Origin of the sequence: Neobacillus niacini, from assembly GCF_031457145.1 — a bacterium.
Lineage (GTDB): Bacteria > Bacillota > Bacilli > Bacillales > Cytobacillaceae > Neobacillus > Neobacillus niacini_J.
The window spans coordinates 364,071-388,216 of record NZ_JAVDVZ010000002.1; the positions used below are offsets into that span (position 1 = coordinate 364,071).

The window sequence follows — 24,146 nt, forward strand, 5'->3', positions numbered from 1 at the left end:
TGGCCGGAATCTTTCCTTAGCATTCTATGTTGTTTAACTATGATGTTTTGCTTTTAATACGTCCAATGCCATTTGGGCAGCATGTTGTTCTGCTTCTTTTTTCGATTTACCCGTTCCGATACCTAGTTCTTCACCATTTAAAGAAACTTTTGAAACAAATTCTTTGCTATGGGCAGGCCCTTTTTCAATTAGGACCTTATATTCAATCAAGCCTGTCCCATCTCTCTGAATTAATTCTTGAAGCTGGCTCTTATAATCCATCACATGAGAAAAAGCACCATCATTAATTTTAGGAAATACCACTTTATCTAGAAATTCAATGACAGTCTCAAGTCCCTTATCCAAGTAGAGCGCACCAATGAATGCCTCAAATACATCTGCAAGCAATGCTGGGCGCTCCCTGCCACCTGTCATTTCTTCACCTTTTCCCAACAAAATTAGTTTTCCAAAGGAAAGTTCGTTTGCCAAGATTACAAGCGAAGGCTCACACACGATGGCAGCTCGCAGCTTGGTCAGTTCTCCTTCACTCATCATTGGATATTTCAGAAATAAGAATTTTGAAACCGTGAGTTCTAGAACAGCATCCCCTAAAAATTCAAGCCTCTCATTATCTTCATAAGGCTTTCTGCGATGCTCATTCACATAAGATGAATGAGTAAAAGCTTGTTTTAATAACTTTTCATTTTCAAAATGAATAGCGATCTTGTCCTGAAAATCTTTAAATTGATTTTCTTTTGCGCGATTGTTCATTTCTTTTTCCTTACCTTTTCTGCGCATTTAAGTCTCCACCTTGCATTATTTTTACATATTCCTATCAACAGTTTAAGTAAACTCCGTTCAAAACGCAAAGAAACTTGGTAGTATTTTTAGAACTACCAAGTTTAATAATACAGAAAGAAGCTCCGTTTGAAAACGGAGCTTTTAAAAAAATCCAACGAATTAATTTTTGCTATTTATGTAATTAACAGCATCACCAACTGTGCCGATTTTCTCAGCGTCATCGTCAGAAATTTCCAAATCAAACTCATCTTCTAATTCCATAACTAGTTCAACTACGTCAAGGGAATCAGCACCCAAATCATCTTTAAATGAAGCTTCAAGTTTTACTTGTGACTCATCTACGCCTAAACGGTCAACGATGATTTTTGTAACACGTTCTAATACCTCTGCCATTGTAGTTCACCTCCCCTCAAGCTATTATAGAGTATTTCAGTAAAATAATAAACGTATTAAAACAATAAATATTTCCTTAACTTTGATTAATGTCCAGCTCCAGCGCCTAGGGGCTCTCAGGTCATAAGCCAATCCGTCAAGAAGGTTAAAGAGCAACCTTCTCGTCGGCTCGTCTTATGCCTGTTGCCCCTGATCAAGGCGCTTCCGCTTTTCTGTTTACATTACCATTCCGCCATTGATATGAAGTGTCTGACCTGTTATATAGGAAGAGTCATCTGATGCCAGGAAGGCTGTCATTTTTGCAATGTCCTTAGGTTCGCCTAGGCGGGCTAAAGGTATTTGTTTTAACATTTCCGTAGTAACCTCTTCTGACAATTTATCTGTCATATCGGTGGTGATAAATCCTGGTGCAATAGCGTTTACCGTAATATTTCGGGAAGCTAGCTCCTTAGCGGTCGTCTTTGTTAATCCGATTACACCGGCTTTCGCTGCCACATAGTTAGCTTGTCCTGGGTTCCCACTTACACCAACGACTGATGCGATATTAATGATCCGTCCAACACGCTGTTTCATCATTTGGCGGGTGACAGCTTTTGTACAAAGAAAAACACCTTTAAGGTTAATGTTAATCACATCATCCCATTCTTGCTCTTTCATTCTCATTAATAAATTATCTTTCGTAATACCTGCGTTATTTACAAGTATATCCAATTTGCCGAATCGTTCCACAGTTTCTTTAACCATTGCCGCTACTTCATCAGTATTAGATACATCACACTTTATGGCAAAAGCCTCTCTGCCAATGGCTTTTATTTCATCTACCACTCCATTTGCTTTACCTTCGCTGCCAGCATAATTTACTGCGACATTCGCTCCTTGTCTTGCAAGCTCAAGGGCAATCTCTCTGCCTATTCCTCTTGACGCACCGGTTACTAAGGCAATCTTTCCTTCTAAACTCATAGATTTCCCTCCTTCAAAGCATCAATAACAGATTGACAGCTTTCCTCATCTGATATTGAAAATGTTTTGACACTGCGATTGATTTTTTTTATCAGCCCTGATAGTACCTTACCGGGACCAATTTCAATAAATGTATCCACACCTAAATCAATCATTTTTACTATGGAATCTTCCCACAAAACAGGTGAATAAAGCTGTTCAAGTAAATTTTCTTTTATTTCATCAGCAGTAGTCATTGGTTTTGCGGAAACATTGGCAATGACAGGAATAAGCGCGTCCTTCATATCCAGTTCATCTAAAACCTCACGTAATTGGCCTGCAGCTGGCTTCATTAAGGAAGAATGAAATGGACCGCTGACCTCTAAAGGAATTGCCCTTTTTGCGCCAGCTTCTTTTGCCTTTTCTCCTGCAAGTTCTACCCCTTTTCGAGATCCTGAGATAACAATTTGACCAGGGCAATTCAAATTTGCTAACGATACTGGGAATCCAGACTCACTAACTTCAGCAGTTACTTTAAAAAGAGAATCACGGTCGAACCCTAAAATCGCAGCCATTGAGCCTTCGCCATTTGGAACTGCACCCTCCATAAATTCTCCCCTTTTTCTAACAGCAAAGACACCATCTTCAAATGTCAGTGCACCAGCAGCAACAAGTGCAGTATATTCACCTAGACTGTGCCCCGCCACAAAATCAGGCTTTATAACTGACTTACGAAACCGTTCAAGAATTGCCAGACTTGTTGTTAATAATGCTGGCTGAGTATTTACAGTCTTTGTCAATTCCTCTTGCGGACCCTCAAATATCAGCCTGCTTAAATCTGACGAAAGGGTCTCATCAGCCTTGTTAAAATATGCCATTACTTCAGGGTATTGCTCAGCAAGCTGTTTTCCCATCCCAACAGTTTGTGAGCCCTGTCCTGGAAATACGAACGCAATCTTTCCCATATCGGCACTCCCTCTTATTTCTATTTTGAGTAATTTGCTTCTTCCATCGTCTTTTTTATAAGACCAACTACATCCTTTTCTACCATTTCCCTTGTTTGCCTAATCGCACTAAAGATGGCCTGGCCATTTGAAGAACCATGAGCTTTAATAACCGGAGCCTTTAATCCAAATAAACCTGCACCTCCATATTCTGAGTAGTCCAAGGTATTTTTCAAAGTAGTGAATTCAGGCTTTAAAACTGCGGCAGCTAGTTTACTTTTCAAACTGCCCATCAACGTACTTTTGAGCATTTTAAACATAGAAAGGGCAGTTCCCTCAACTGTTTTCAACACCATATTCCCAGTAAATCCATCTGTAACAACAACATCCGCTACACCATTAAGCAGGTCTCTAGCCTCTACATTTCCAACAAAATTAATATTTGCATTTTTTAAAAGTTCATATGCCTGCTTAGTCAAGTCATTTCCCTTTTTCTCTTCTGTTCCAATATTTAATAAACCAACACGCGGTTTATCTGTGTCTCTTACTTTTTCACTATAAATAGACCCCATAATGGCATATTGCAACAAATGCTCTGCCTTGGCATCAACATTAGCCCCCACATCTAATAGGAGAAAACCTTCCCCCCCAATTGTAGGTAATGTAGGTGAAAGTGCAGGGCGGTCAATACCCTCAATTCTGCCAACAACAAACAATCCTGCAGCCATTAATGCACCCGTATTTCCAGCTGATATACATGCGTCTGCACTGCCATCAGCCACCTGCTGTGCAGCAAGGACCATGGAGGCAGTTTTTTTCTTACGAACAGCCCTCACAGGTTCGTCCGTACCAAGGATCACCTCGGTTGTATGTAGTATGGTTATCCGATCTTGTTTTGTTAAGTATTCTTTAATTTTGGCTTCATCCCCGACTAGGGTTATATGTATATCTGCAAAAGCTTCTACCGCTTTCATTGCACCGATTACGATTTCTTTAGGAGCATGGTCGCCCCCCATAGCATCGATAGCTAACCTCATCTTTTCTCATCCTTTAATGATTTTTCTGAACGGTACATTTCGAATTCGCCTTTAAAAACAAGTTCGTTATTAACATAACTGCTTACTTCAACGATTGTCCTGCCAATGCCATCATCTATTTTAGTCACTTTAGCTTTAGCAATCACACGCTCCCCTTGTTTCACTGAGCGCTTAAATTGAATATTTGCCTTTGCTGTTAACGCCAATTCATCATTTATTACCGCTACTGCTAGTGAATTTGCCTGTGCGAAAACATGGTGCCCACGAGCAATCTTGTTTCGAATAAAGACATGCTCTTCTTTTACATCAAAGATGGAAATAGCACTTTGATCTAATTCAATATCAATGATTTCTCCAATTACTTCTTCTATCGGTAAAGACCGAACCTCATCTTCAAATTTTTTCTCTGCAACGTATTTTATCCTTTCCCGTAATTCAGGAATCGATAATTCCAATCGGTCAAGGCGAATTGTTTGCACACTAACTTGAAACTTTTCTGCAAGGTCCTCATCTGTAATGAATGGATTTTCCTTAATTGTCTCTTTTAACATTTGCTGCCGATCTTTTTTCGTTCTTCTCATATCACACACCGTCCGAGCTATTATGACTAGGTACTAATAGTAGTATAAAATTAGAAAAAGAAGATTGCAAGAATAAGTTTTTATTCTTGCAATCTGCCACTAGTTGAATTTTAATAATTAATCTAGTTTTTCTCCTTCTAATACACCTGTATCATCGAGTTGATTTCTTAAATATTCATACTCTGCAGACTGCCAGAAGGTCTTAGATTGTATCATTAGAGCAGCGTCATTTCTAGCTGTTTCTAGGGTACGGTAATCATGAACCATGTCTGCCAGCTTAAATTCAGGAACCCCGCTTTGTTTTTTCCCAAAGAAGTCTCCTGGTCCCCTCAGTTCAAGATCCTTTTCACTTAATACAAAACCATCATTTGTTTCGGTCATAATTCGCATTCTCTCCTGACCTACTTCAGACTTCGGTTCTGCTAAAAGAATACAAAAAGATTGGTCACTTCCCCTGCCTACCCTGCCACGAAGCTGATGGAGCTGGGAAAGTCCAAATCTTTCCGCGTCATAAATTACCATCATCGTAGCATTCGGAACATTAACTCCTACCTCTACCACTGTTGTTGATACTAGCAGTTGCACCTCATTGGTACTAAATGCCTTCATGATCGTATCTTTTTCTTCTGAGCTTAACCGACCATGCATCAGTCCAACCTTATACCGATTTTGGAAGTGGTGGGTTAAGGTAGTATGAACATCTATTGCATTTTGGACATCCAGCTTGTCCGATTCTTCAATTAACGGACAAATCACATAGGCCTGATGCCCCTGAACTAGTTCCTTTTCTACAAAAGAAAGCACACGTCCCAGCATTTCCGGTTTTGCCCAGTAGGTTTCAATTGCTTTTCTGCCCGCCGGCATTTCATCAATAATAGATACATCCATCTCGCCAAATACAGTAATGGCAAGCGTTCTCGGAATCGGAGTGGCTGTCATGAACAACACATCTGGGTTTTCGCCTTTTTCCCGTAACACTCTGCGTTGTTCAACACCAAATCGGTGCTGCTCATCCGTAATCACGAAGCCCAGTTTCTTAAAGGTAACCTCATCTTGAATAAGGGCATGAGTGCCTATTAATATATCTACGTTTCCATCACCTAAATCTTGAAGGATCTCCCGTCTGCGCTTCCCTTTTACCGAACTCGTTAACAATTCACATCTAAGTCCAAAAGCCTCTAATAGTCCATTGAGTGATTCAGCATGCTGCTCTGCTAGAATTTCCGTTGGTACCATTAAAGCTCCTTGATAACCTGCCGTAACACTTGCATATAAACCTATCGCAGCAACGACCGTTTTCCCAGAGCCAACATCCCCCTGCAAGAGGCGATTCATCCTTAGAGGTGATTTAAGATCGGTTAAAATCTCAGAAACAACTCGTCTCTGCGCATTAGTTAAAGGAAAAGGCAAGGAATGAATAAAGGCTTCTACCTTCGTTTCTAGATAGTTTTGTTTAATACCTGGTGCATGCTCCCGTTCAAATTTCCGTAAAGCCTGCATCTTTAATTGAAATACTAGAAATTCCTCATAAACTAAACGTCGCCGAGCTTGCTTGACATCCTCCTGGTTAACTGGAAAGTGCATTGCGTGGAGTGCCTCATGGCGATTTAACAAACGATACCTGTTCACAAGAGATAACGGCAGACTTTCCTCAATATCCTGTCCGAATTGTTGAAAGGCAATCGAAATAAATTTCCGCATTCCCTTCGTCGTTATCTTTCCTTTTAGGGAGTAAACTGGCTCAAAATCTTTACTTTTAGCATTTTGTCCAACCTGCATTTCATTAGCCGTAATCGTTTGCCGATGGGCATCCCACTTACCTGTTACCGTAATGGTTTCATTCATGACGATTTTAGTTTTTAAATAAGGCTGATTAAAAAATACAACCTTAATCAGGTATTGCCCTACGAACATTCTTATCATCAGCTTGGATTTCTTTCGACCATAATAGCTAAGAGAAGGCTCACTATGAACCTTCCCTTCTATTGTAATTTTCTCTTCATGCTTAACGTCTGTGATTTCGCGGAGACGATAATCTTCGTAACGGTATGGAAAATACTCTAATAGATCTTGAATCGTATATATTTTCATTTCTGCTAAACTCTCAGCTGTTTCTTCCCCTATACCCTTTAAGACTGTAACTGATTGTTTAAGGTTTAAATTCACTTTAGACGCGCGGTATACCGAAGATCTTTGCTTCGAGTGCACGACCTGTCGGAGTTGCCGCCAACCCTCCCTGTGCTGTTTCTTTTAATGCAGTCGGCATTGACTGACCAATTTTATACATCGCATCAATGACTTCATCACATGGAATTCTGCTTGTAATACCTGCTAAAGCCATATCGGCAGCTACCATTGCATTTGCGGCGCCCATTGCATTTCTTTTCACACATGGTACCTCTACTAGACCGGCAACAGGATCACAAACCAGACCCAGCATGTTTTTTAATGTAATCGCCATAGCTTCTGCACATTGTTGTGGTGTACCGCCTGCCATTTCAACAATCGCAGCAGCAGCCATTCCAGAAGCCGATCCAACCTCTGCCTGACATCCGCCAGCTGCCCCTGAAATCGAAGCATTGTTAGCCACTACAAACCCGAAAGCACCCGCTGTGAAAAGAAAGGCAATCATTTCCTCTCTTGTCGGGTTAAGTTTATTTTTCACTGCAAATAGCGTGCCAGGTACAACTCCGGCAGAACCTGCTGTAGGTGTAGCACAAATCGTTCCCATCGCTGCATTGACTTCATTTGTAGCTACAGCTTTGCTGACTGCGTCAAGAACCGTTTTACCTGATAAGAAATTTCCTTTTTCAATATATTTTTGCATAAGAACGGCATCACCACCGGTTAATCCAGAGTGGGATTTTACTCCTTTAATTCCCCGCTCAACAGCTTCCTCCATAACTCTTAAATTACGATCCATAAAGGCAAAGACCTCTTCTCGAGTCCGTCCAGTTACCTCTATTTCCTGCTCGATCATAATTTCTGAGATTTTTTTATTTTTACTATTTGCAAGCTCTACTAACTCTGCAACATTACGAAACAATTGCCTTCCCCCTTGTTGTTATAAATATATCTATTCTAATCAATCCACAATTTTTGCTACTTTTAATATATTGGGTAATTTTTCTAGTTCATTAAGGATTTTATCATCCATATTTTGATCGACTTCAATGGTCATAAGCGCTAGCTTTCCTTTTTCTTTCCTTGAAACTTCCATATGACCAATATTAATTTCATATTTTGCTAAAACATTGGATACGCTGGCTATTGCGCCAAAACGATCATTATGGACAACTAATATCGCTGGATGGTTTCCTGATAATTTAAGTTCAAAACCATTTAACTCGATAACTTCAATTTTTCCGCCGCCAATTGAAATTCCCACTAACTCTAATTCACCTTTATCATCACCAATAATTACTCTAGCGGTGTTAGGGTGGTCCATTATGGCCTCTTCTTCTATAAATCGGAGTTTAATACCGCGCTCATTTGCAATATCAATTGCATTTATTATCCTTACATCATCGGTGTCAAAATCTAATAAACCACCAATAATCGCAACATCTGTACCATGTCCTTTATATGTCTTAGCAAAAGATCCGTATAAGGAAATATTCGCCCATTTTGGTTCCCTGCCAAATAAACTCCTAGCCACTCTGCCAATTCTGGCAGCACCAGCAGTATGCGAACTTGATGGTCCAATCATTACAGGTCCAATTATGTCAAACACGCTTCTATATTTCATTCGTCTTCTCCCCCTAGGACAATATATCTCTCATGGATTTCTATCTTTATTTATAACACAGAAAAAAGAAAATAGAAGGGTTTCCCCTTCTATTTTATCACTTATTCAATTGCAAAGATAAATGAATATAATGGTTGTTTTCCATTATGAAGTTCAACCTCAACGTCTTCGAAATTCTCTTCAACAAACGCTGAAAGTGCATTTACCTCATCATCAGTAACATCTTCACCATAGATAATGGTTAAAATTTCCGAATCCTCATCCACCATTGTAGAGATCAAGTCTTCGGCAACTTTCCCTTTATCTTTGTTTTTTACGACAATTTTGCCTTCAGCAATTCCCATGAAATCATCTTTTTCGATTTCTAACCCATCGATTTGGGTATCGCGGACTGCAAAGGTAATTTGACCCGTTTTTACATGCTGCATAGCATCCGTCATGGCAGCTTTATTTGTTTTAACATCTCCAGCTGGATTAAATGCTAAAAGTGCAGAAAGGCCTTGAGGGACTGTCTTAGACGGGATCACATAAATTTCTTCATCTGATACATCTGCAGCTTGTTGTGCTGCCATAATAATATTTTTATTATTTGGAAGAATAAATACTTTCTTTGCATGTACTTCTTTAACGGCTTTTACAATATCCTCTGTACTTGGATTCATTGTTTGACCGCCTTCAATTACTGCATGGGCGCCGATACTTTTGAATAACTCTGCAATACCTGATCCCATTGAAACAGTAACTATTCCGTACTCTTGCTGTTCCTTAGGTACTTGTGGACGATCAGAAACCAAAGGCGTGTGCATTTCTCCAACTATATTAGAATGCTGCTGCCTCATGTTTTCAATCTTAATATTGATTAAGCTTCCGTACCTCTGTCCGTAGCTAAGGCAATTACCAGGCTGTTCCGAGTGAATATGCACCTTTACAACCTCTTCATCCGCAATAACAAGCAGGGAATCACCCAGCTTACTAAGATCATTACGGTAAGCCTGTTCATCAAAAGGGTGTTTTGCAAGCTTGGCATCTTCAAACTTCACCATAAATTCTGTACAATAACCGAACACAATATCTTCTGTATTCATATGACTTTGGACACTTTTATGGTGTTCAGCACTTACCATGTCATCCATTGAAGGTAGGCTCTCAGGTGAATCCGGAAGCGGCTCGCCTTTTAATTCTGCAAGAAATCCTTCATAAACTAAAACCAGTCCTTGTCCACCGCTATCTACAACTCCAACTTCTTTCAAAACTGGCAGCAGATCCGGTGTACGCTTAAGCGATGCTTTTGCTTCTATTAAGACTTCTTCCATAATCTCGATAATATCGTTTGATTTTTGGGATGCCTGGACACCTCTTTTTGCTGAGTCTTTAGCAACTGTTAAAATCGTACCCTCCACCGGTTTCATTACGGCTTTATAAGCTGTTTCAACACCTGACTCTAGAGCGGCAGCAAAATCCTTACCAGAAATTGTTGCCTTTGTTTCGATTGCTTTTGAAAATCCACGAAATAATTGGGAAAGGATGACTCCGGAGTTTCCTCTTGCTCCCATTAGCAACCCCTTAGAAAGAGCGATTCCTACTTTACCAATATGTTCCTGAACATTATTTTTTACTTCCTTTGCCCCTGAGGTCATTGATAAATTCATATTCGTTCCAGTATCACCATCGGGCACAGGAAAAACGTTTAACGCATCAACCATTTTTGCGTTGGCTCCTAAATGATTCGCTCCTTGAATCACCATTTCTGCAAAACGTTTTCCATCTAAAGCTGTTATTGACACAAACTTTCCTCCTCTACTATGGTTCGTTACACGAACTTGTAGTTCGTTCACAAACCTACGGGTTCGTCACACGAACTCCCTGAACGTAAATATTTACCGAGTCAACGGCAAGTCCAACGGTCTTATCAAGTGTGTATTTCACCTTTGATTGCACGTTATGGGCAACCTCGGAAATTTTCGTTCCATAGCTGACTATTATATACATATCAATATGTACTTCTTCATTCTCTTGGCGAACAATAACTCCACGAGTAAAATTTTCTCTTCTTAAAATTTCCGTTAGTCCGTCTTTTATTTGACTCTTGGAAGCCATACCGACAATTCCATAACAATCGATAGCGGCACCTCCAGCGATGGTGGCGATTACTTCATTTGAAATATCAATTTGTCCGAACTTGGTTTTTAATTCGATGGACATTGAATCGTTCCCCCTTTTGGAAATTGCTCCTTGACTAGGCTCTTTGAGAAAAGAGCTTGAGACTAAATTCCTAAGCGCAAAATAACTATTTCCGCGTTTAAATCGGCTTTAAGATTTTAATAACAATATTTAGGACACTACCTTGACTAAAGACATTTTACTATAGTCAAGAAAAATTTGAAAGCGATACTTTTTCTTACTTGTTACTAGAGACAATAATTTTGCATGTCAAGGTATTTTTCTTGAAAGGTTTAGGAATCACTATTGCATTCAAACTTGTTGTGTGATAAATTATTAAGGTATCTTTAGACAATAACGTAAATGCTGTATAAAGCTTTGGGTATTAAGGAGGGAATCATTATGCCACGTAAATGTGTTGTAACTGGAAAGAAAACTACAACTGGAAACGCACGTTCTCACGCTATGAACGCTAATAAGCGTACATGGGGTGCTAACCTACAAAAAGTACGTATTCTTGTTGATGGAAAGCCTAAGCGTGTTTGGGTTTCTGCAAGAGCGTTAAAATCTGGTAAAGTAGAACGCGTATAATATGTTTGGGCATCCTTTTGCAGGGTGCCCTTTCTTATTGTATAGGATTTATAGAATCATACTAGTGTGGATAACTTGGAATATTTATCTGAATCCAGCTCCAGCGCCCTAGCGTCCTTATCTTTCCCATATTCGCAAAAATAAAAAAGCACCCATATAATAGGTGCTTAGACAATTTTTCTATTCATTCTTTTTAAATGCACCAATCATCGCTCGGACAAGTCCACCTAAAAACTTTGGCAGTTTAATTGTATAAAACTTCATTTATGTCCCTCCTCACCATCTCACACATCTAACTTCTCTCGTACGCCCTTACTATATTATTCATACGGACGAAATCAGTACCTCTTTATTTAAGCTAGTAATCATTGCTTCTTATCACTAATAATATGCCTTCTGAAAATGAAAAAGTACCATAATCACTAATAAGTTCATTACTAATACATAATGTAGAGCCGATGGAAATATGACGGTTTTTTAACGGATATTTAAAACCATCTAGAGTGATACCTTCCACACTCAGGGTTAGAGGAACAAATGAAATATACTTTTTATCTACCCTCTCTTCAATTTTATAACTTCCTGGACCTTTTAATGATAAAATATTTTGCTTATCAATCAGAAAAATGTTTACATCATTTGCTGCCATTAAAGGTTTGACCAATAATTGAACATTAGCTAAGAGATGGTCTAATCTTCCACCAGTTGCACCAAAAACTCTGATTAGGCCAGGATTTTGTTCGATTGCCCAATTCAAAGCAAGCTCCATATCTGTTTCATTTTTTTCAGGTTTAAACCTTTTCAGTTCCTTTACATGTTCTTCAATAACGATAATTTCGTCCTTAGAGACAGAATCGAAGTCTCCAAAAGCAATCCTTGGTATTATATTCTTTTTTATAAGGGTATACACTCCACGGTCAACACCAACCCAAATTTCATGCTCGCCGGTGTATTCATTCAAATTAGGAAGAAGTTCTTCTGGACCTCCTGCTAAGATATTAATATGCATTCAATGTCTCTCCTTATTACTAAAGAAAAAGCCAGCATTTTAGCCGGCTTTGTACTCTTTAACCTCTTATTAACGATATCGCTGCTGCATAATCCTCTTGATTATAAATAGCAGATCCTGCAACTAGAACAGTTGCCCCTGCTTCCATACATAATTTTGCTGTTTCTGGATTTACCCCGCCATCTATTTCAATCTCAATTTCTTTTCCGATTGCCTCTGCCATTTCCTTTACTTTCTTAATTTTAGGTAGGACTTCAGGTATAAACGATTGTCCGCCAAAACCTGGATTTACTGACATTAACAAAACCATATCAATATCTGCAAGTATATGCTGAATGGTATCTACAGGGGTAGCTGGGTTTAATACCACCCCTGCTTTAATTCCAAACGACTTAATATGGTGAATGGTTCGATGAAGATGTCGGCATGCCTCAACATGGACCGTAATGTAATCCGCTCCAGCCTTAGCAAAGTTCTCAATATATTGATCTGGGTTTTCAATCATTAAATGAACATCTAGAGGAAGCTTAGTTACCGGGCGAATCGCTTCCACAATTAAAGGCCCTATCGTAATATTTGGAACAAAATGACCATCCATTACATCGACATGGATATAGTCTGCTCCAGCCCTTTCAACAGCAATTATTTCTTCACCTAATCTGGCAAAATCCGCAGATAGGATGGAAGGTGCAATTTTCACCATCATTAATACCTCGGCTTTCTGTCTTTTATTTCTAGTAAAAAATCAACATAATGTTTATAGCGATATTGAGTAATTGACTGTGCTTCAACTGCGGCTTTTACTGCACATTTAGGCTCACTAATATGTAAACAGGCTCGAAATTTACAATTTTCGCTTTCCCTTGCGATTTCAGGGAAACAAAAAGCCAGTTCTTCTGCTTCGATATTGGTGAATTCCAATGAACTAAATCCCGGTGTATCAGCGATAAGACCATTACCAACACTAATTAATTCAACATGTCGCGTTGTATGCTTGCCTCTGCCTAAATGCGATGAAATGTCGTTCGTTTTTATGTCAAGATCTGGTCGTAAAACATTTAAAAGAGAAGACTTTCCGACACCTGATTGCCCTGCAAAAACTGATATTTTATCCTCGACATGCGGGTTTAAGCTTTCAATACCTGCCTCTGTCTCAGATGAAGTAAGCAATACATCATACCCAATATTTCTGTAATGATTAGCGTATTCTGTAATGGCCTGTTTTTCATTATCGTTCGTTAAATCCATTTTTGTAATACATATGAGTGGTTTAATATGATTATATTCGACAAGAACAAGAAACCGATCCAAAAGCACGGTACTAAAATCCGGTTCTACAGCAGAAAAAACAAGAATTGCTTGATCGACATTAGCAATTGGCGGCCGAACAAGTTCATTCTTCCTTTCCTTTACTTCCATTATATAACCTTCACGGTCATTTTCAGCCTGAAAAACCACTTCATCACCGACAAGTGGTGTAATCTTGTTTTTACGAAATACACCTCTACCCCGGCATTGAGTCATTTCCCCATCATGTAGAACATAATAAAAACCACTTAATGCTTTTACAATTTTCCCTTCAGGCATAGCCACACTCCCTGCCTTTTCTTAACATAATATTCACGGATTAAGATTCTGGATAAGGAACAGCTTCGTCGAAAAGTACTTTACCATCGCTCACTACCTTAAATCCAGCTTCACCTTCAAATGGAACTAAGAGATCTATCCTGTATTTGGTTGTTGCCGTAATTCGAATGGTATCTGCTGGTGTGAATATACTACGATTAACATCTTGAATGTAAATATAAACGGTTTGTTCTTGATTTGGCAGGGTACCTGTATAAATAATGGTTATTTCTTTAGAAACCGATTTATGTGGTTTCTCTTCCTTACCTTTTGAAATAACAACAGATACCTTATCACCCTTCTTCATCTGTGTTCCAGGAGCAGGTGTCTGCGAAATGATATTGCCTGCAGGAATGGTATCATCATACCTTTCCTCTGAAGCATCAAGAGTAAGCCCCACAGAATCAACATAATCCTGAGCACCTTTTGCATTAGATTGCTTTAAGTCTCTAAGGATAATTTTCTCTGGTCCCTTACTAACCTCAAATTCTAAAACCGTATCTTCGGGGACTACTTCTTCGCCGCTCTCCGGTTTTTGAGTTAGAATGGTACCGGATTCGCTGTCATCGAATACCTCAGTTATATCTATATCCTTAAAGTTCTGGTTATCCAATATCCGTATCACATCATCATAGCTACGGCCTGTATAATTCGGCAATTCAATTTTTTCTTTACCGATACTGAAATAGATAGCTATCGCACTATTTTCCTTAACTGTGCTTCCCTCTTCAGGATTGGTTTTTATTACCTTACCTTCTTCTATTTCATTATGTGTACTCTCAATTTCTTCGTCGACCTGCAGACCCATAGATTCTATTTTTGCAATTGCCTCATTTAATTCCAAACCGCTCACATCTGGAATTGTTACATCTTTCGGGGAGAGCAAGTCTGGTAATACAGTAACAGTAAATAATCCTAACAATGATAACACTATAAAAGTTGTAATTAAGATAATAGGCCACTTTTTACGTTTTTTCTGTTTATTTCCTTTTTTTGAGGCATGATCATTTCCTTTGGTTTGACTATGTACCAATGTTTCATCAAGATTCTTGAGAGGACGATCATCCGTAATCACCGGGATGGCTTTGGTTGCTTCATCATCAACAGGAATAACAAATTTTGCTTCGTTTATTCTCTCTGAATCAAGTGCTGTCCGTAAATCCAATTCCATTTCTTCAACACTGTTATAACGATGAAAGGAATCCTTAGCTGTTGCCTTTAAAACAATATTTTCAACACTCTGTGGAATGGTTGGGTTCCACCTTCTTACAGAGGGAGTTTCTGATTGCAAATGCTTCAGGGCAATTGAAACAGCAGATTCACCTGAGAATGGAAGTCTTCCTGTTAATAATTCAAACATGACAATTCCTAAGGAATAAATATCCGATTTCTTGTTTGCCATGCCGCCGCGTGCTTGTTCTGGTGACAAATAATGAACGGAGCCAAGAACAGAATTTGTTTGGGTAATACTTGTTGCACTTAATGCCATCGCTATTCCAAAATCTGTAATTTTCACGTTACTAAAACGGTCTACAAGAATATTTTGTGGCTTGATATCCCTGTGAACGATATGGTTTTGGTGGGCGTGAGTAATGGCAGATGTCAGTTGCTTCATTATTTCAATCGTCTTTTCAACCTGTAATGGTGAATTCTGTTGTATGTATTGTTTTAATGTTTGACCTTCAACATATTCCATTACAATATAATAAAGATCATTTTCTTCTCCCACATCATAGATATTTACGATATTAGGGTGAGCTAAACTTGTTGCAGATTGGGCTTCTCTTCGAAACCTGCGAATAAATTCTTCATCATTAGCAAAATCAAGGCGAAGCATTTTGACAGCAACATCACGGTCCAGAATCATGTCGTGGGCTAAGTACACATTTGCCATACCGCCTCCGCCAATCATATCTAATACTTTATACCGACCGCTTAACCGTTTTCCTATCAACATTATTCATCACCCTCGCTGAATTCCGAAAACTCCACAATCGCAAGTGTAATGTTATCCTCGCCGCCATTCTCATTTGCAAGTGAGATCAGGGTGCTTGTCTTTTGCTCCAAAGGATCTTTGTTCGTTAGAATAGCACTTAATTCTTTTTCATTCACTTTATTTGAAAGACCATCGGAACATAATAATAGAATGTCCCCTTCTTCAAAAATAATCGTTTTAATATCCATATCTACCGTTTTTTCTGTACCGAGTGCTCGCAAAAGGACATTTTTTCGTGGATGATGCTCTGCATCTTCCCGGGATATTTGTCCAGTTCGAACAAGCTCGTTTACTAATGAGTGGTCTTCCGTTACTTGATTAAAACCTGTCTCATTTAGTAAATAACAACGGCTGTCACCAATGTTGGCTATTGTCACAAAACGATTGGTACTTATTGCTGCAACAATGGTTGTACCCATACCCTCGCATTCTAAATGGTTCATTGCATGATTAAAAAGCATGCTATTTACCTGTGTTATCTGGTTTCTTAACCAATCCTCGGCTTCACCTGCAGTCGATATTCCACTTGATTCCTCCCAGAAGTTTTTCAACTGAGCAATGGTCATCTCGCTAGCTACATCACCCGCACGGTGACCGCCCATGCCATCTGCGACAATAGCTAAGCGGTGACCGTCCTTATTTACAAATATTCCTCCAGCGTCTTCGTTATGCTGCCTGACCTTGCCTTGGTCAGTCATGAATACTGCTTTCAAACCTTTCACCTCGTCTCTTCTTTCCGCTCCTTTGCACGAAGTTGTCCACATGCTGCGTCAATGTCGTGACCTTGCTCCCTGCGAATCGTAACATTAATTCCACGATTTTTGAGTGTTTTTTCAAATGCAAAAATTTTGTCCTTCGGGGTACGTACATAGTCCCTCTCGGGAACATAATTAACAGGAATTAGATTAACATGGCATTTTAAACCGTTCAACAGGTCTGCTAACTCTTCCGCATGTTCAACAGAATCGTTTACACCGCCAAAAAGTCCGTATTCGAAGCTAATTCTGCGCCCCGTCTTATCGATATAATACCTGACAGATTTCATTAAGTCATCCAGTTTATATGCCCTGTTGATAGGCATTAACCTTGATCTGATTTCCGTGTTTGGCGCATGTAGTGATATCGCAAAATTAATCTGCATATCTTCATCCGCAAATTGATAAATCTTTGGAACAATACCACTTGTTGAAACCGTAATATGACGAGCTCCAATGTTAAGCCCTTTATCATGATTGATTATTTTGAGGAAAGACATCATATTGTCATAATTATCAAAAGGTTCACCAATCCCCATGATAACAACTGAGCTGACCCGCTCATCCGTTTCGTCAAGCGCTTGTTGAACAGTAACAACTTGAGAGACTATTTCTCCTGCCTCTAAATGACGTTTCAATCCGCCAAGCGTTGAAGCACAAAAGGTACAGCCAATACGGCAGCCAACTTGAGTTGTTACACATACCGAATTTCCATAGTCATGGCGCATAAGAACCGTTTCAATGGAGTAGCCATCGTGAAGCTCAAATAAAAACTTAATTGTACCATCCGAAGATGTTTGTTTAATTACAGTCTTTAATGTCGTAAGCTGAAAATTCTCAGACAGCTTATCCCGTAAACCTTTTGAAAGATTATTCATTTCTTCAAATGATGTAATTCTTTTTTTATATAGCCAATCAAAGATCTGGTCGGCACGAAATGGTTTTTCACCATTTGCTGACAGCCACTCTTTAAATTCATGAAGCTGCAGTGAATAAATTGATGTTTTCTTACTATCCAATGTTGTGTTCGTCTCAGTTGTATTTAGTTGTTCCAACTGTTACACCTTCTTCCTTAAGCATGCGATAAAGAAACCGTCTGAGCCAAAATCCTGAGGGAAAATTTGTAAATATCCATCTGTTACCAGCGGTTGTATCGCCTCAGGCATTCTTTCTTTCATCGTATCATCCAAATCAAATTCGGAATGTTCTTGTAAAAATTTGCTGACAGTATTCTCATTTTCCTCTTTATCTACTGTACACGTACTGTAGACAAGAATTCCACCTTTTTTCACCAAAGGGGATACGGAATCCAATAAATTCTGCTGAATTGTACTTAATTGATAAATGTCTTCCTCTTTTTTTGTATATTTCATATCAGGTTTTCTTCTCATAACCCCAAGTCCAGAACAAGGTGCATCAAGCAACACTCTATCAAAGGATTCTTTTTCTAAATGTTCTCCTGCTTTTCTTGAATCCATTACCATTGTCTTTATATTACCCAAACCTAAACGGCTCGCGTTGGCATTAATTAATTTCACTTTGTGTTCATGTAAGTCAAGGGAGTATACCACCCCAGTCAACTCCATTTTTTCAGCAATATGGGTACTTTTTCCACCAGGTGCAGCACATGCATCAAGAATTTTTTCATTCTTATTTGCAGCTAATGCATAAGAAACCAGCATTGAACTTTCATCCTGAATGGTGAATAAACCTTTGTTAAATGCTTTTGAAAAAGCTATATTTCCTTTAAGTGATCGAATGGCCTCAGGAATAATCGGGCTTTTTTCAATTTGAAAGCCCTCCTCATCAAGATCCTCAATACATTCACGTACTGTCGTTTTTGTAAGGTTTACTCTTGCCGTTTGCAGTGGTGCGGTTAAGTTGATCTCGCACATTTCTTTTGTCTTATCAAACCCAAATTGATTTACCCACCTCTTGACAAGCCATTCCGGGTGGCTCGTTTCGATTGAAAGTCTTTCAATTGGATTACTCACCTCATCCAAAGACGGAAGACCCTGACGCTGTATATTTCGCAAAACACCATTTACCATTCCTGCAATTCCCTTGTGGCCGCGTTTTTTTGCAATTTCCACTGCTTCATAAATAGCTGCTCTATCCGGGATCTTATCAAGGTAAACCATTTGATAAAGGGTAATCCGTAATAACTGGTGTACCCAGCTTTCCGTTTTTTTGCTATTTTTAATAAAGGGTTTAAGAAAGTAGTCTAATGCCATCCTTCTTTGTAAGGTTCCGTAGGTTAATTCTGTCAGTAATCCTGTATCAACTGTGGAAAGCTTGTTTTTCTCAATTGTACTATTTAGAAGCAGGTTACTATATGATTGGTTCTTTTCAATCGCTTCAAGTAAATCCATAGCGGCTTCGCGCACGTTTTTTCTTTTATTGGTCATGAGATTCTCCTAGTCTTGTGCCTAGCAAGATTTTCGATCCTGCACCTCTGTAAAACTCTTCACTTGTCATTTTTGTTTTACCAGATGGTTGCAGCTCTTTTATCTTAATAGCCGTTTCATTGCCTGTTGATACGGTGATACCTTCAGATTCGTTTTTTAAGATTGTCCCAGGGACATCACCTTTTACTCCAGTAACCTTCTCAGACCGCCATACTTTTAAAGTTTGACCTTCAAGGGTTGTAAATGCAACTGGCCATGGATTTAAGCCGCGAATATGATTATAGATTTCTTCGCCTGTTTTGGCCCAGTCGATTTTTTCCTGTTCCCTTTTAATATTATAAGCAAACGAGGCTTCCTCATTATTTTGGGGGATAGGGGTTAATTTACCTTCTAACAGCTTAGGAAGTGTTTTTGATAATAATGCAGCCCCTGCTTCACTTAGTTTGCTATGAAGAGTTCCAACATTATCTTCTTCGGTAATCTCTACCTCAACCTGAGTTAATATATCACCTGCATCCAGCTTTTCAACCATATACATAATGGTGATCCCTGTTTTCTTTTTACCTTGGATTAGGGCATAATGAATAGGTGCTCCACCGCGAAGTTCCGGTAAAAGCGAGGCATGGACATTAATGCAGCCATGAGGTGGAGCTTCCAATATCTCGTTCGGCAATATTTGTCCAAAAGCAGCTGTGATGATTAAATCAGGACTCAATGACAGGATCTTTTCCATCTCATCACTTTGACGGATTTTTTCAGGCTGATAGACTGGAATTCCATGTTTCAGCGCTTCGACTTTGACAGGTGGTGGTGTTAAAACCCTTTTTCTTCCAACCGGTCTGTCTGGCTGAGTCACCACACCAATAACCTCATAACCGTCATCAATTATTTTCCGTAACACGGGTACAGAAAAATCTGGGGTACCCATAAAAACAATCTTTGTCATTCACTTTCTACTCCTTTTAACTCATCTTCTTTGAGATATCGGCTAACCTTTGTAGTGAATAATATTCCGTCTAAATGGTCGATTTCATGTTGGATCGCTCTTGCAAGGAATTCCTCAGCTTCAAGGGTATATTTTTTTCCTTTGCGATCATATGCCTCAATCTTTACGTAATTCGGTCTTGTCACTTCGCCAAAAAGATCTGGGAAGCTTAAACACCCTTCTGGGCCGGTTTGCTCGCCAGATGTTCTTAAAATGATAGGATTAATCATCTCAATGGTTCCTAATTCATTATCAATATCGACAATGGCAATTCTTTCATCGATTCCAATTTGAGGGGCAGCCAGTCCGACCCCATCGTATTCAATCATCGTGTCATACATATCATCAAGCAATCTTGCCAGCTTTCTATCAAATTTCACAACTGGTCTGCATTTTTTTTCAAGTACCTCTGCTGGGTACATAACGATTTGTTGTATAGCCAAAGGTGTTCCTCCATCTGTATCGTAGTTGTCCGATTCTTTATCTTTTTATCTTTTATTACTATTCATTTTCACCCAAATTACCTTATCATAACCTTTTATATCAAGATATTTGCGCACCTTACATTAAAATAAATGGGTTTACATCGATGGAAACAAGTAATCCACTTTTTGGATCTGCTTGATATTGGTCAAGTATCGTTTTTAACGTTTTAAAGAGCTCAGGTTCGCGTTTATATTTAATTAGGCAATGATAGCGATATCGATTATTTATCCTTGGTATAGGTGATGCCGCAGGTCCAAGAACAACTGCATGATTTGAAAGTCGCGACCTCACAAAAGCGGCGATTTTTTCCGTTGCTGAAACCACATTCATTAACTGTTCATGACTGATTGTAATTAACGCCAAATAATAAAAGGGTGGATAATGATGCGCTTTTCTCATCATCATTTCCCTGTTATAGAAAAGATCATAATCCTGTGTTCCAGCCAGTTCTACACTATAATGCTCTGGAGTATAGGTTTGGATAATGACTTCGCCAGGTAATTCATGGCGCCCCGCCCTTCCGCTAACTTGTGTTAATAACTGAAACGTTTTTTCTGAGGAGCGGAAATCTGGTAAATGGAGCATTGTATCTGCTGAAAGAACTCCAACAAGTGTGATATTCGGAAAATCTAATCCCTTTGCAATCATTTGTGTTCCTAAAAGAATATCTGCCTTGCCTTCATGGAATTCTTTTAATAGCCTCTCATGCGAACCCTTTTTTCCTGTTGTATCTACATCCATACGAATTACTTTTGCCTCAGGAAGTATTTTACCGAGTTCGTCCTCAACTTTTTGTGTACCCGTACCAAAATAACGGATATAATCACTTGAACACTCGGGGCATTGATTAGGGACAAAGCTCTCATATCCACAATAATGGCATTTCATTTGTTCCTTAACCTTGTGATAGGTTAAAGAAATATCACAATTGGGGCAATTCATCACATAGCCGCAATCTCTGCACATAACAAATGAAGAGTGACCGCGTTTGTTTAAAAATAACACGGTCTGCTCTTTTCTTTCGATTCTCTCTTTGAGCAATTCAAACAACTTTCTCGAAAACATCGAGCGATTTCCTGCTCTAAGTTCCTCACGCATGTCAATAATTTCTACCGCAGGCAATGCTCTTTTGTTCATTCGGTTCGGAAGAGATAAAAGTTTGTATACCCCTTTTTGAGCTCTTGCAAAAGACTCAAGTGCTGGTGTAGCACTCCCGAGTACAACTGGACAATTGTTTTTTTGCGCGCGTTCAATTGCCACCTCTCTTGCATGATAGCGCGGCATTTCTTCCTGCTTATAACTTGTTTCATGTTCTTCATCAATGATGATGATTCCCAGGTTTTCAAAAGGAGCGAAAATGGCTGACCTGGCACCAACGACAACTTTAACTTCCTTTCGTTGGATTTTCCGCCATTCATCGTATTTTTCACCAGCAGAAAGTCCGCTGTGCAAAACAGCGACTAGATTGCCAAACCGACCCTTAAAACGATTGACCATTTGAGGAGTAAGTGCAATTTCTGGAACAAGGACAATCGCTTCTCTGCCCTTTTCGATTACATCCTGAATCGATTGTAAGTAAATTTCCGTTTTTCCGCTGCCAGTTACACCATAAAGTAAAAAAACCTCATGGAGTTTATTTTCAATGGAAGCTAAAATTGGCACAATCGCACTTTGTTGATCGTCTGTTAATGGCAATGGCTCAGTACGTGTAAAAGTCCGATTTTCATAAGGATCACGATAAACTTCCATGAACTGCTCAGCAAGAAACTCCTTTTCAACGAGCGCTTTTACCGTCGCTGCTGAGATATTTAAATCCGCTAATAAATGTCTCAGTTCGACTGGTTCTGGGTTAAGTACAAAATAACGTAAAACTTCTTTTTGCTTTTCAGCTCTTTGTGGCAATGCATTAAGTTCAGCTTCCAAATCAGCAATTGAACGGAGCGGGCTGACAAACTTTAATTTCTTTTTATTGAGTTTTCCTTTAACTAAGTAGATTACCTCTAAATTGCCTTTCGATGCTTCTTTTTGGAGAATAGGTACAAGCCCCTTCTTCAATGCCTCGTCCCAAGTAATCGTATCCTTATTATAAAAAACCTCATGAAGCTGAGCGGGTAACTCATGTACCTTTATGTCCGAAGATAACATTACTTTTTTCTCGTATTTGGCCTTCAAGGCTGCAGGCAGCATAGCCTGATAGGCATAAATCTTAAAACACAAAGTGTTTTCAGTCAGCCAATTTCCAAGCTCAAGTAATTCCTCATTAAGAACCGGCTCTAGATCCATTGGCTCACTAATTTCCCGAAGCTTCTTGAATTCAGATTCAGCTTTTATCTCAGTAACAAAACCCTGAATTTTTCTAGGTCCAAAAGGGACTATTACCCGCATTCCAGGCTGTATGATTTCGAGCCATTCATCTGGAATTAAATAATCAAACGACCTATCTGTTTGTTTTGCTGGTACATCCACTACTACACTAGCAATGTTCATTCGTTTCCAAATCCTTTGGGTATTACGGCAATTTCTTCGATTATCTTTTCAGCAACTTCAAATTTAGACATTAATGGCAGCTCTATTTTGGTACCATCTCGTTTAATTAGCGTTACTATGTTTGTATCCATTCCAAATCCAGCGCCTTCTGATTTCACATTATTAGCTACAATCATATCGGCATTTTTGGTCTCTAATTTTTTCCTTGCATATTCTTCCACATTTTCTGTTTCAGCAGCAAACCCGACAAGAATCTGATCCTTCTTCAATGTCCCAAGCTCGAATAAAATATCTTTTGTTCGTTCAAGTTCGATTACACTGTCACCAGGCTGCTTTTTCATTTTATGATCATAGGAAACTTTCGGACGATAATCCGCTACTGCTGCCGTTTTAATAACAATATCAGCACTTGCAAATTTGCCCATAACTGCATGATACATATCATTCGCACTTTCAATCTTAACTACCTCGACACCGGGTGGAGGAGATATATTGACGGGTCCTGAAATTAAAATCACCTTTGCACCCGCATTCTTTGCGGCTTCTGCCAGGGCGTAGCCCATTTTTCCTGTTGAATGATTGGTAATAAACCGGACCGGGTCAATTCTTTCCCTTGTTGGGCCAGCTGTAATTAGGACATTTTTTCCTTTTAGCGTTTGTGAACTTTTTTTATAAAAATGCTGTCTGATTATGTTAACTATTTTCTCGGGTTCCTCTAAACGACCTTTACCGACATAGCCACAAGCTAGATAGCCTTCGCTCGGTTCAATAAATTGATAACCGTATGATGCCAATATTGAAATGTTCTTTTTCACCGCTGGGTGATCATACATATGTACATTCATCGCCGGTGCAATCCAAACTTGCCCAGTTGCTGCTAGTAAGGTTGTTGTAATCATGTTATCAGCAATCCCGTTTGCTAGCTTAGCTATCGTATTTGCAGTGGCAGGTGCTACCAGGATTAAATCAGCCCAATCAGCTAAATCGATGTGTGCAATCACATTTGGATTTTTTTCATCAAAGGTATCGGTATGCACTTCATTTCGGGACAACGCTTGAAAAGTTAATGGGGAAACAAATTTTGCTGCCGAGTCACTTAGTATTACTTTTACCTTTGCACCTGCTTGTACAAGTTTACTTGTTAATGCAGCTGCTTTATATACAGCTATCCCACCTGTTACACATAATAAAATCTTTTTATCCATCATCTTCTTATCCCCC

At 39.2% G+C, this 24,146-nt stretch carries 24 protein-coding genes; 1 reads left to right on the forward strand and 23 read right to left on the reverse strand.

What is annotated here, in order from left to right; all coding sequences use genetic code 11:
• Nucleotides 1-33 precede the first annotated feature (33 nt).
• The 11 genes from rnc to J2Y03_RS06590 all read right to left on the reverse strand — a co-directional run bounded on the left by rnc (nt 34) and on the right by J2Y03_RS06590 (nt 10,624).
• Entirely contained in the window at nt 34-777 is a 744-nt protein-coding gene (gene rnc / locus J2Y03_RS06540; protein ID WP_310192097.1) for a ribonuclease III, read from the reverse strand.
• 162 nt (nt 778-939) lie between these two features.
• Nucleotides 940-1,173 (reverse strand): acyl carrier protein, encoded by a 234-nt coding sequence (locus J2Y03_RS06545; protein ID WP_132086040.1) that lies wholly within the window; start codon nt 1,171-1,173, stop codon nt 940-942.
• A 216-nt stretch (nt 1,174-1,389) separates the two neighbouring features.
• Nucleotides 1,390-2,133, reverse strand: a complete 744-nt coding sequence (gene fabG, locus J2Y03_RS06550; RefSeq protein ID WP_310192101.1) for a 3-oxoacyl-[acyl-carrier-protein] reductase — start codon at nt 2,131-2,133, stop codon at nt 1,390-1,392.
• A complete protein-coding gene (gene fabD, locus J2Y03_RS06555; RefSeq protein WP_310192103.1) occupies nt 2,130-3,077 on the reverse strand; it encodes an ACP S-malonyltransferase in 948 nt (315 codons plus the stop codon). The genes fabG and fabD overlap by 4 nt, the downstream gene beginning before the upstream one ends.
• Nucleotides 3,078-3,097: 20 nt before the next feature.
• The gene (gene plsX / locus J2Y03_RS06560) at nt 3,098-4,093 is read right to left on the reverse strand and encodes a phosphate acyltransferase PlsX (RefSeq protein WP_310192105.1); all 996 of its coding nucleotides are present in this window, start codon (nt 4,091-4,093) and stop codon (nt 3,098-3,100) included.
• Nucleotides 4,090-4,674: a transcription factor FapR gene (fapR, locus tag J2Y03_RS06565; protein WP_132086032.1), complete on the reverse strand. Its 585-nt coding sequence runs from the start codon at nt 4,672-4,674 to the stop codon at nt 4,090-4,092. The genes plsX and fapR overlap by 4 nt, the downstream gene beginning before the upstream one ends.
• A 117-nt stretch (nt 4,675-4,791) precedes the next feature.
• Entirely contained in the window at nt 4,792-6,840 is a 2,049-nt protein-coding gene (gene recG, locus J2Y03_RS06570) for an ATP-dependent DNA helicase RecG (RefSeq protein WP_310193012.1), read from the reverse strand.
• Nucleotide 6,841: 1 nt separating this feature from the next.
• A complete protein-coding gene (gene sdaAA / locus J2Y03_RS06575; protein WP_132086028.1) occupies nt 6,842-7,720 on the reverse strand; it encodes an L-serine ammonia-lyase, iron-sulfur-dependent, subunit alpha in 879 nt (292 codons plus the stop codon).
• A 39-nt stretch (nt 7,721-7,759) separates the two neighbouring features.
• Nucleotides 7,760-8,422 carry an L-serine ammonia-lyase, iron-sulfur-dependent subunit beta gene (gene sdaAB / locus J2Y03_RS06580; protein ID WP_310192110.1) on the reverse strand — a complete coding sequence of 221 codons (663 nt, stop codon included), beginning with the start codon at nt 8,420-8,422 and terminating at the stop codon, nt 7,760-7,762.
• 101 nt (nt 8,423-8,523) lie between these two features.
• The gene (locus J2Y03_RS06585; RefSeq protein WP_310192112.1) at nt 8,524-10,206 is read right to left on the reverse strand and encodes a DAK2 domain-containing protein; all 1,683 of its coding nucleotides are present in this window, start codon (nt 10,204-10,206) and stop codon (nt 8,524-8,526) included.
• A 55-nt stretch (nt 10,207-10,261) separates the two neighbouring features.
• Complete coding sequence (locus J2Y03_RS06590) at nt 10,262-10,624, reverse strand: Asp23/Gls24 family envelope stress response protein (protein WP_063251637.1); 363 nt, start codon at nt 10,622-10,624, stop codon at nt 10,262-10,264.
• A gap of 360 nt (nt 10,625-10,984) precedes the next feature.
• On the opposite strand from J2Y03_RS06590, the gene rpmB reads away from it, so the two are divergent.
• Complete coding sequence (gene rpmB / locus J2Y03_RS06595; RefSeq protein ID WP_066393509.1) at nt 10,985-11,173, forward strand: 50S ribosomal protein L28; 189 nt, start codon at nt 10,985-10,987, stop codon at nt 11,171-11,173.
• A 180-nt stretch (nt 11,174-11,353) separates the two neighbouring features.
• On the opposite strand, the gene spoVM is transcribed toward rpmB, so the two are convergent.
• The 12 genes from spoVM to coaBC all read right to left on the reverse strand — a co-directional run bounded on the left by spoVM (nt 11,354) and on the right by coaBC (nt 24,133).
• Complete coding sequence (gene spoVM, locus J2Y03_RS06600; protein ID WP_035445740.1) at nt 11,354-11,437, reverse strand: stage V sporulation protein SpoVM; 84 nt, start codon at nt 11,435-11,437, stop codon at nt 11,354-11,356.
• Between the two features lie 94 nt (nt 11,438-11,531).
• Nucleotides 11,532-12,182, reverse strand: a complete 651-nt coding sequence (locus J2Y03_RS06605; protein ID WP_132086023.1) for a thiamine diphosphokinase — start codon at nt 12,180-12,182, stop codon at nt 11,532-11,534.
• Nucleotides 12,183-12,240: 58 nt separating this feature from the next.
• Entirely contained in the window at nt 12,241-12,885 is a 645-nt protein-coding gene (gene rpe, locus J2Y03_RS06610) for a ribulose-phosphate 3-epimerase (protein WP_310192118.1), read from the reverse strand.
• Between the two features lie 2 nt (nt 12,886-12,887).
• Nucleotides 12,888-13,769, reverse strand: a complete 882-nt coding sequence (rsgA, locus tag J2Y03_RS06615; RefSeq protein ID WP_310192121.1) for a ribosome small subunit-dependent GTPase A — start codon at nt 13,767-13,769, stop codon at nt 12,888-12,890.
• A 40-nt stretch (nt 13,770-13,809) separates the two neighbouring features.
• Nucleotides 13,810-15,765 carry a Stk1 family PASTA domain-containing Ser/Thr kinase gene (gene pknB, locus J2Y03_RS06620; protein WP_310192124.1) on the reverse strand — a complete coding sequence of 652 codons (1,956 nt, stop codon included), beginning with the start codon at nt 15,763-15,765 and terminating at the stop codon, nt 13,810-13,812.
• Entirely contained in the window at nt 15,765-16,517 is a 753-nt protein-coding gene (locus J2Y03_RS06625; RefSeq protein WP_310192127.1) for a Stp1/IreP family PP2C-type Ser/Thr phosphatase, read from the reverse strand. Before J2Y03_RS06625 ends, pknB begins: the two co-directional genes overlap by 1 nt.
• A gap of 5 nt (nt 16,518-16,522) precedes the next feature.
• Nucleotides 16,523-17,614 carry a dual-specificity RNA methyltransferase RlmN gene (rlmN, locus tag J2Y03_RS06630; RefSeq protein ID WP_310192130.1) on the reverse strand — a complete coding sequence of 364 codons (1,092 nt, stop codon included), beginning with the start codon at nt 17,612-17,614 and terminating at the stop codon, nt 16,523-16,525.
• A 3-nt stretch (nt 17,615-17,617) separates the two neighbouring features.
• Complete coding sequence (rsmB, locus tag J2Y03_RS06635; RefSeq protein ID WP_310192132.1) at nt 17,618-18,967, reverse strand: 16S rRNA (cytosine(967)-C(5))-methyltransferase RsmB; 1,350 nt, start codon at nt 18,965-18,967, stop codon at nt 17,618-17,620.
• Nucleotides 18,957-19,913, reverse strand: coding sequence for a methionyl-tRNA formyltransferase (fmt, locus tag J2Y03_RS06640; protein ID WP_132086009.1), 957 nt, complete (start codon nt 19,911-19,913; stop codon nt 18,957-18,959). Before fmt ends, rsmB begins: the two co-directional genes overlap by 11 nt.
• The gene (def, locus tag J2Y03_RS06645) at nt 19,910-20,395 is read right to left on the reverse strand and encodes a peptide deformylase (protein WP_310192136.1); all 486 of its coding nucleotides are present in this window, start codon (nt 20,393-20,395) and stop codon (nt 19,910-19,912) included. The genes fmt and def overlap by 4 nt, the downstream gene beginning before the upstream one ends.
• 118 nt (nt 20,396-20,513) lie before the next feature.
• Nucleotides 20,514-22,925: a primosomal protein N' gene (gene priA / locus J2Y03_RS06650; protein ID WP_310192138.1), complete on the reverse strand. Its 2,412-nt coding sequence runs from the start codon at nt 22,923-22,925 to the stop codon at nt 20,514-20,516.
• Nucleotides 22,922-24,133, reverse strand: coding sequence for a bifunctional phosphopantothenoylcysteine decarboxylase/phosphopantothenate--cysteine ligase CoaBC (gene coaBC, locus J2Y03_RS06655; protein ID WP_310192140.1), 1,212 nt, complete (start codon nt 24,131-24,133; stop codon nt 22,922-22,924). The genes priA and coaBC overlap by 4 nt, the downstream gene beginning before the upstream one ends.
• Nucleotides 24,134-24,146 lie beyond the last annotated feature (13 nt).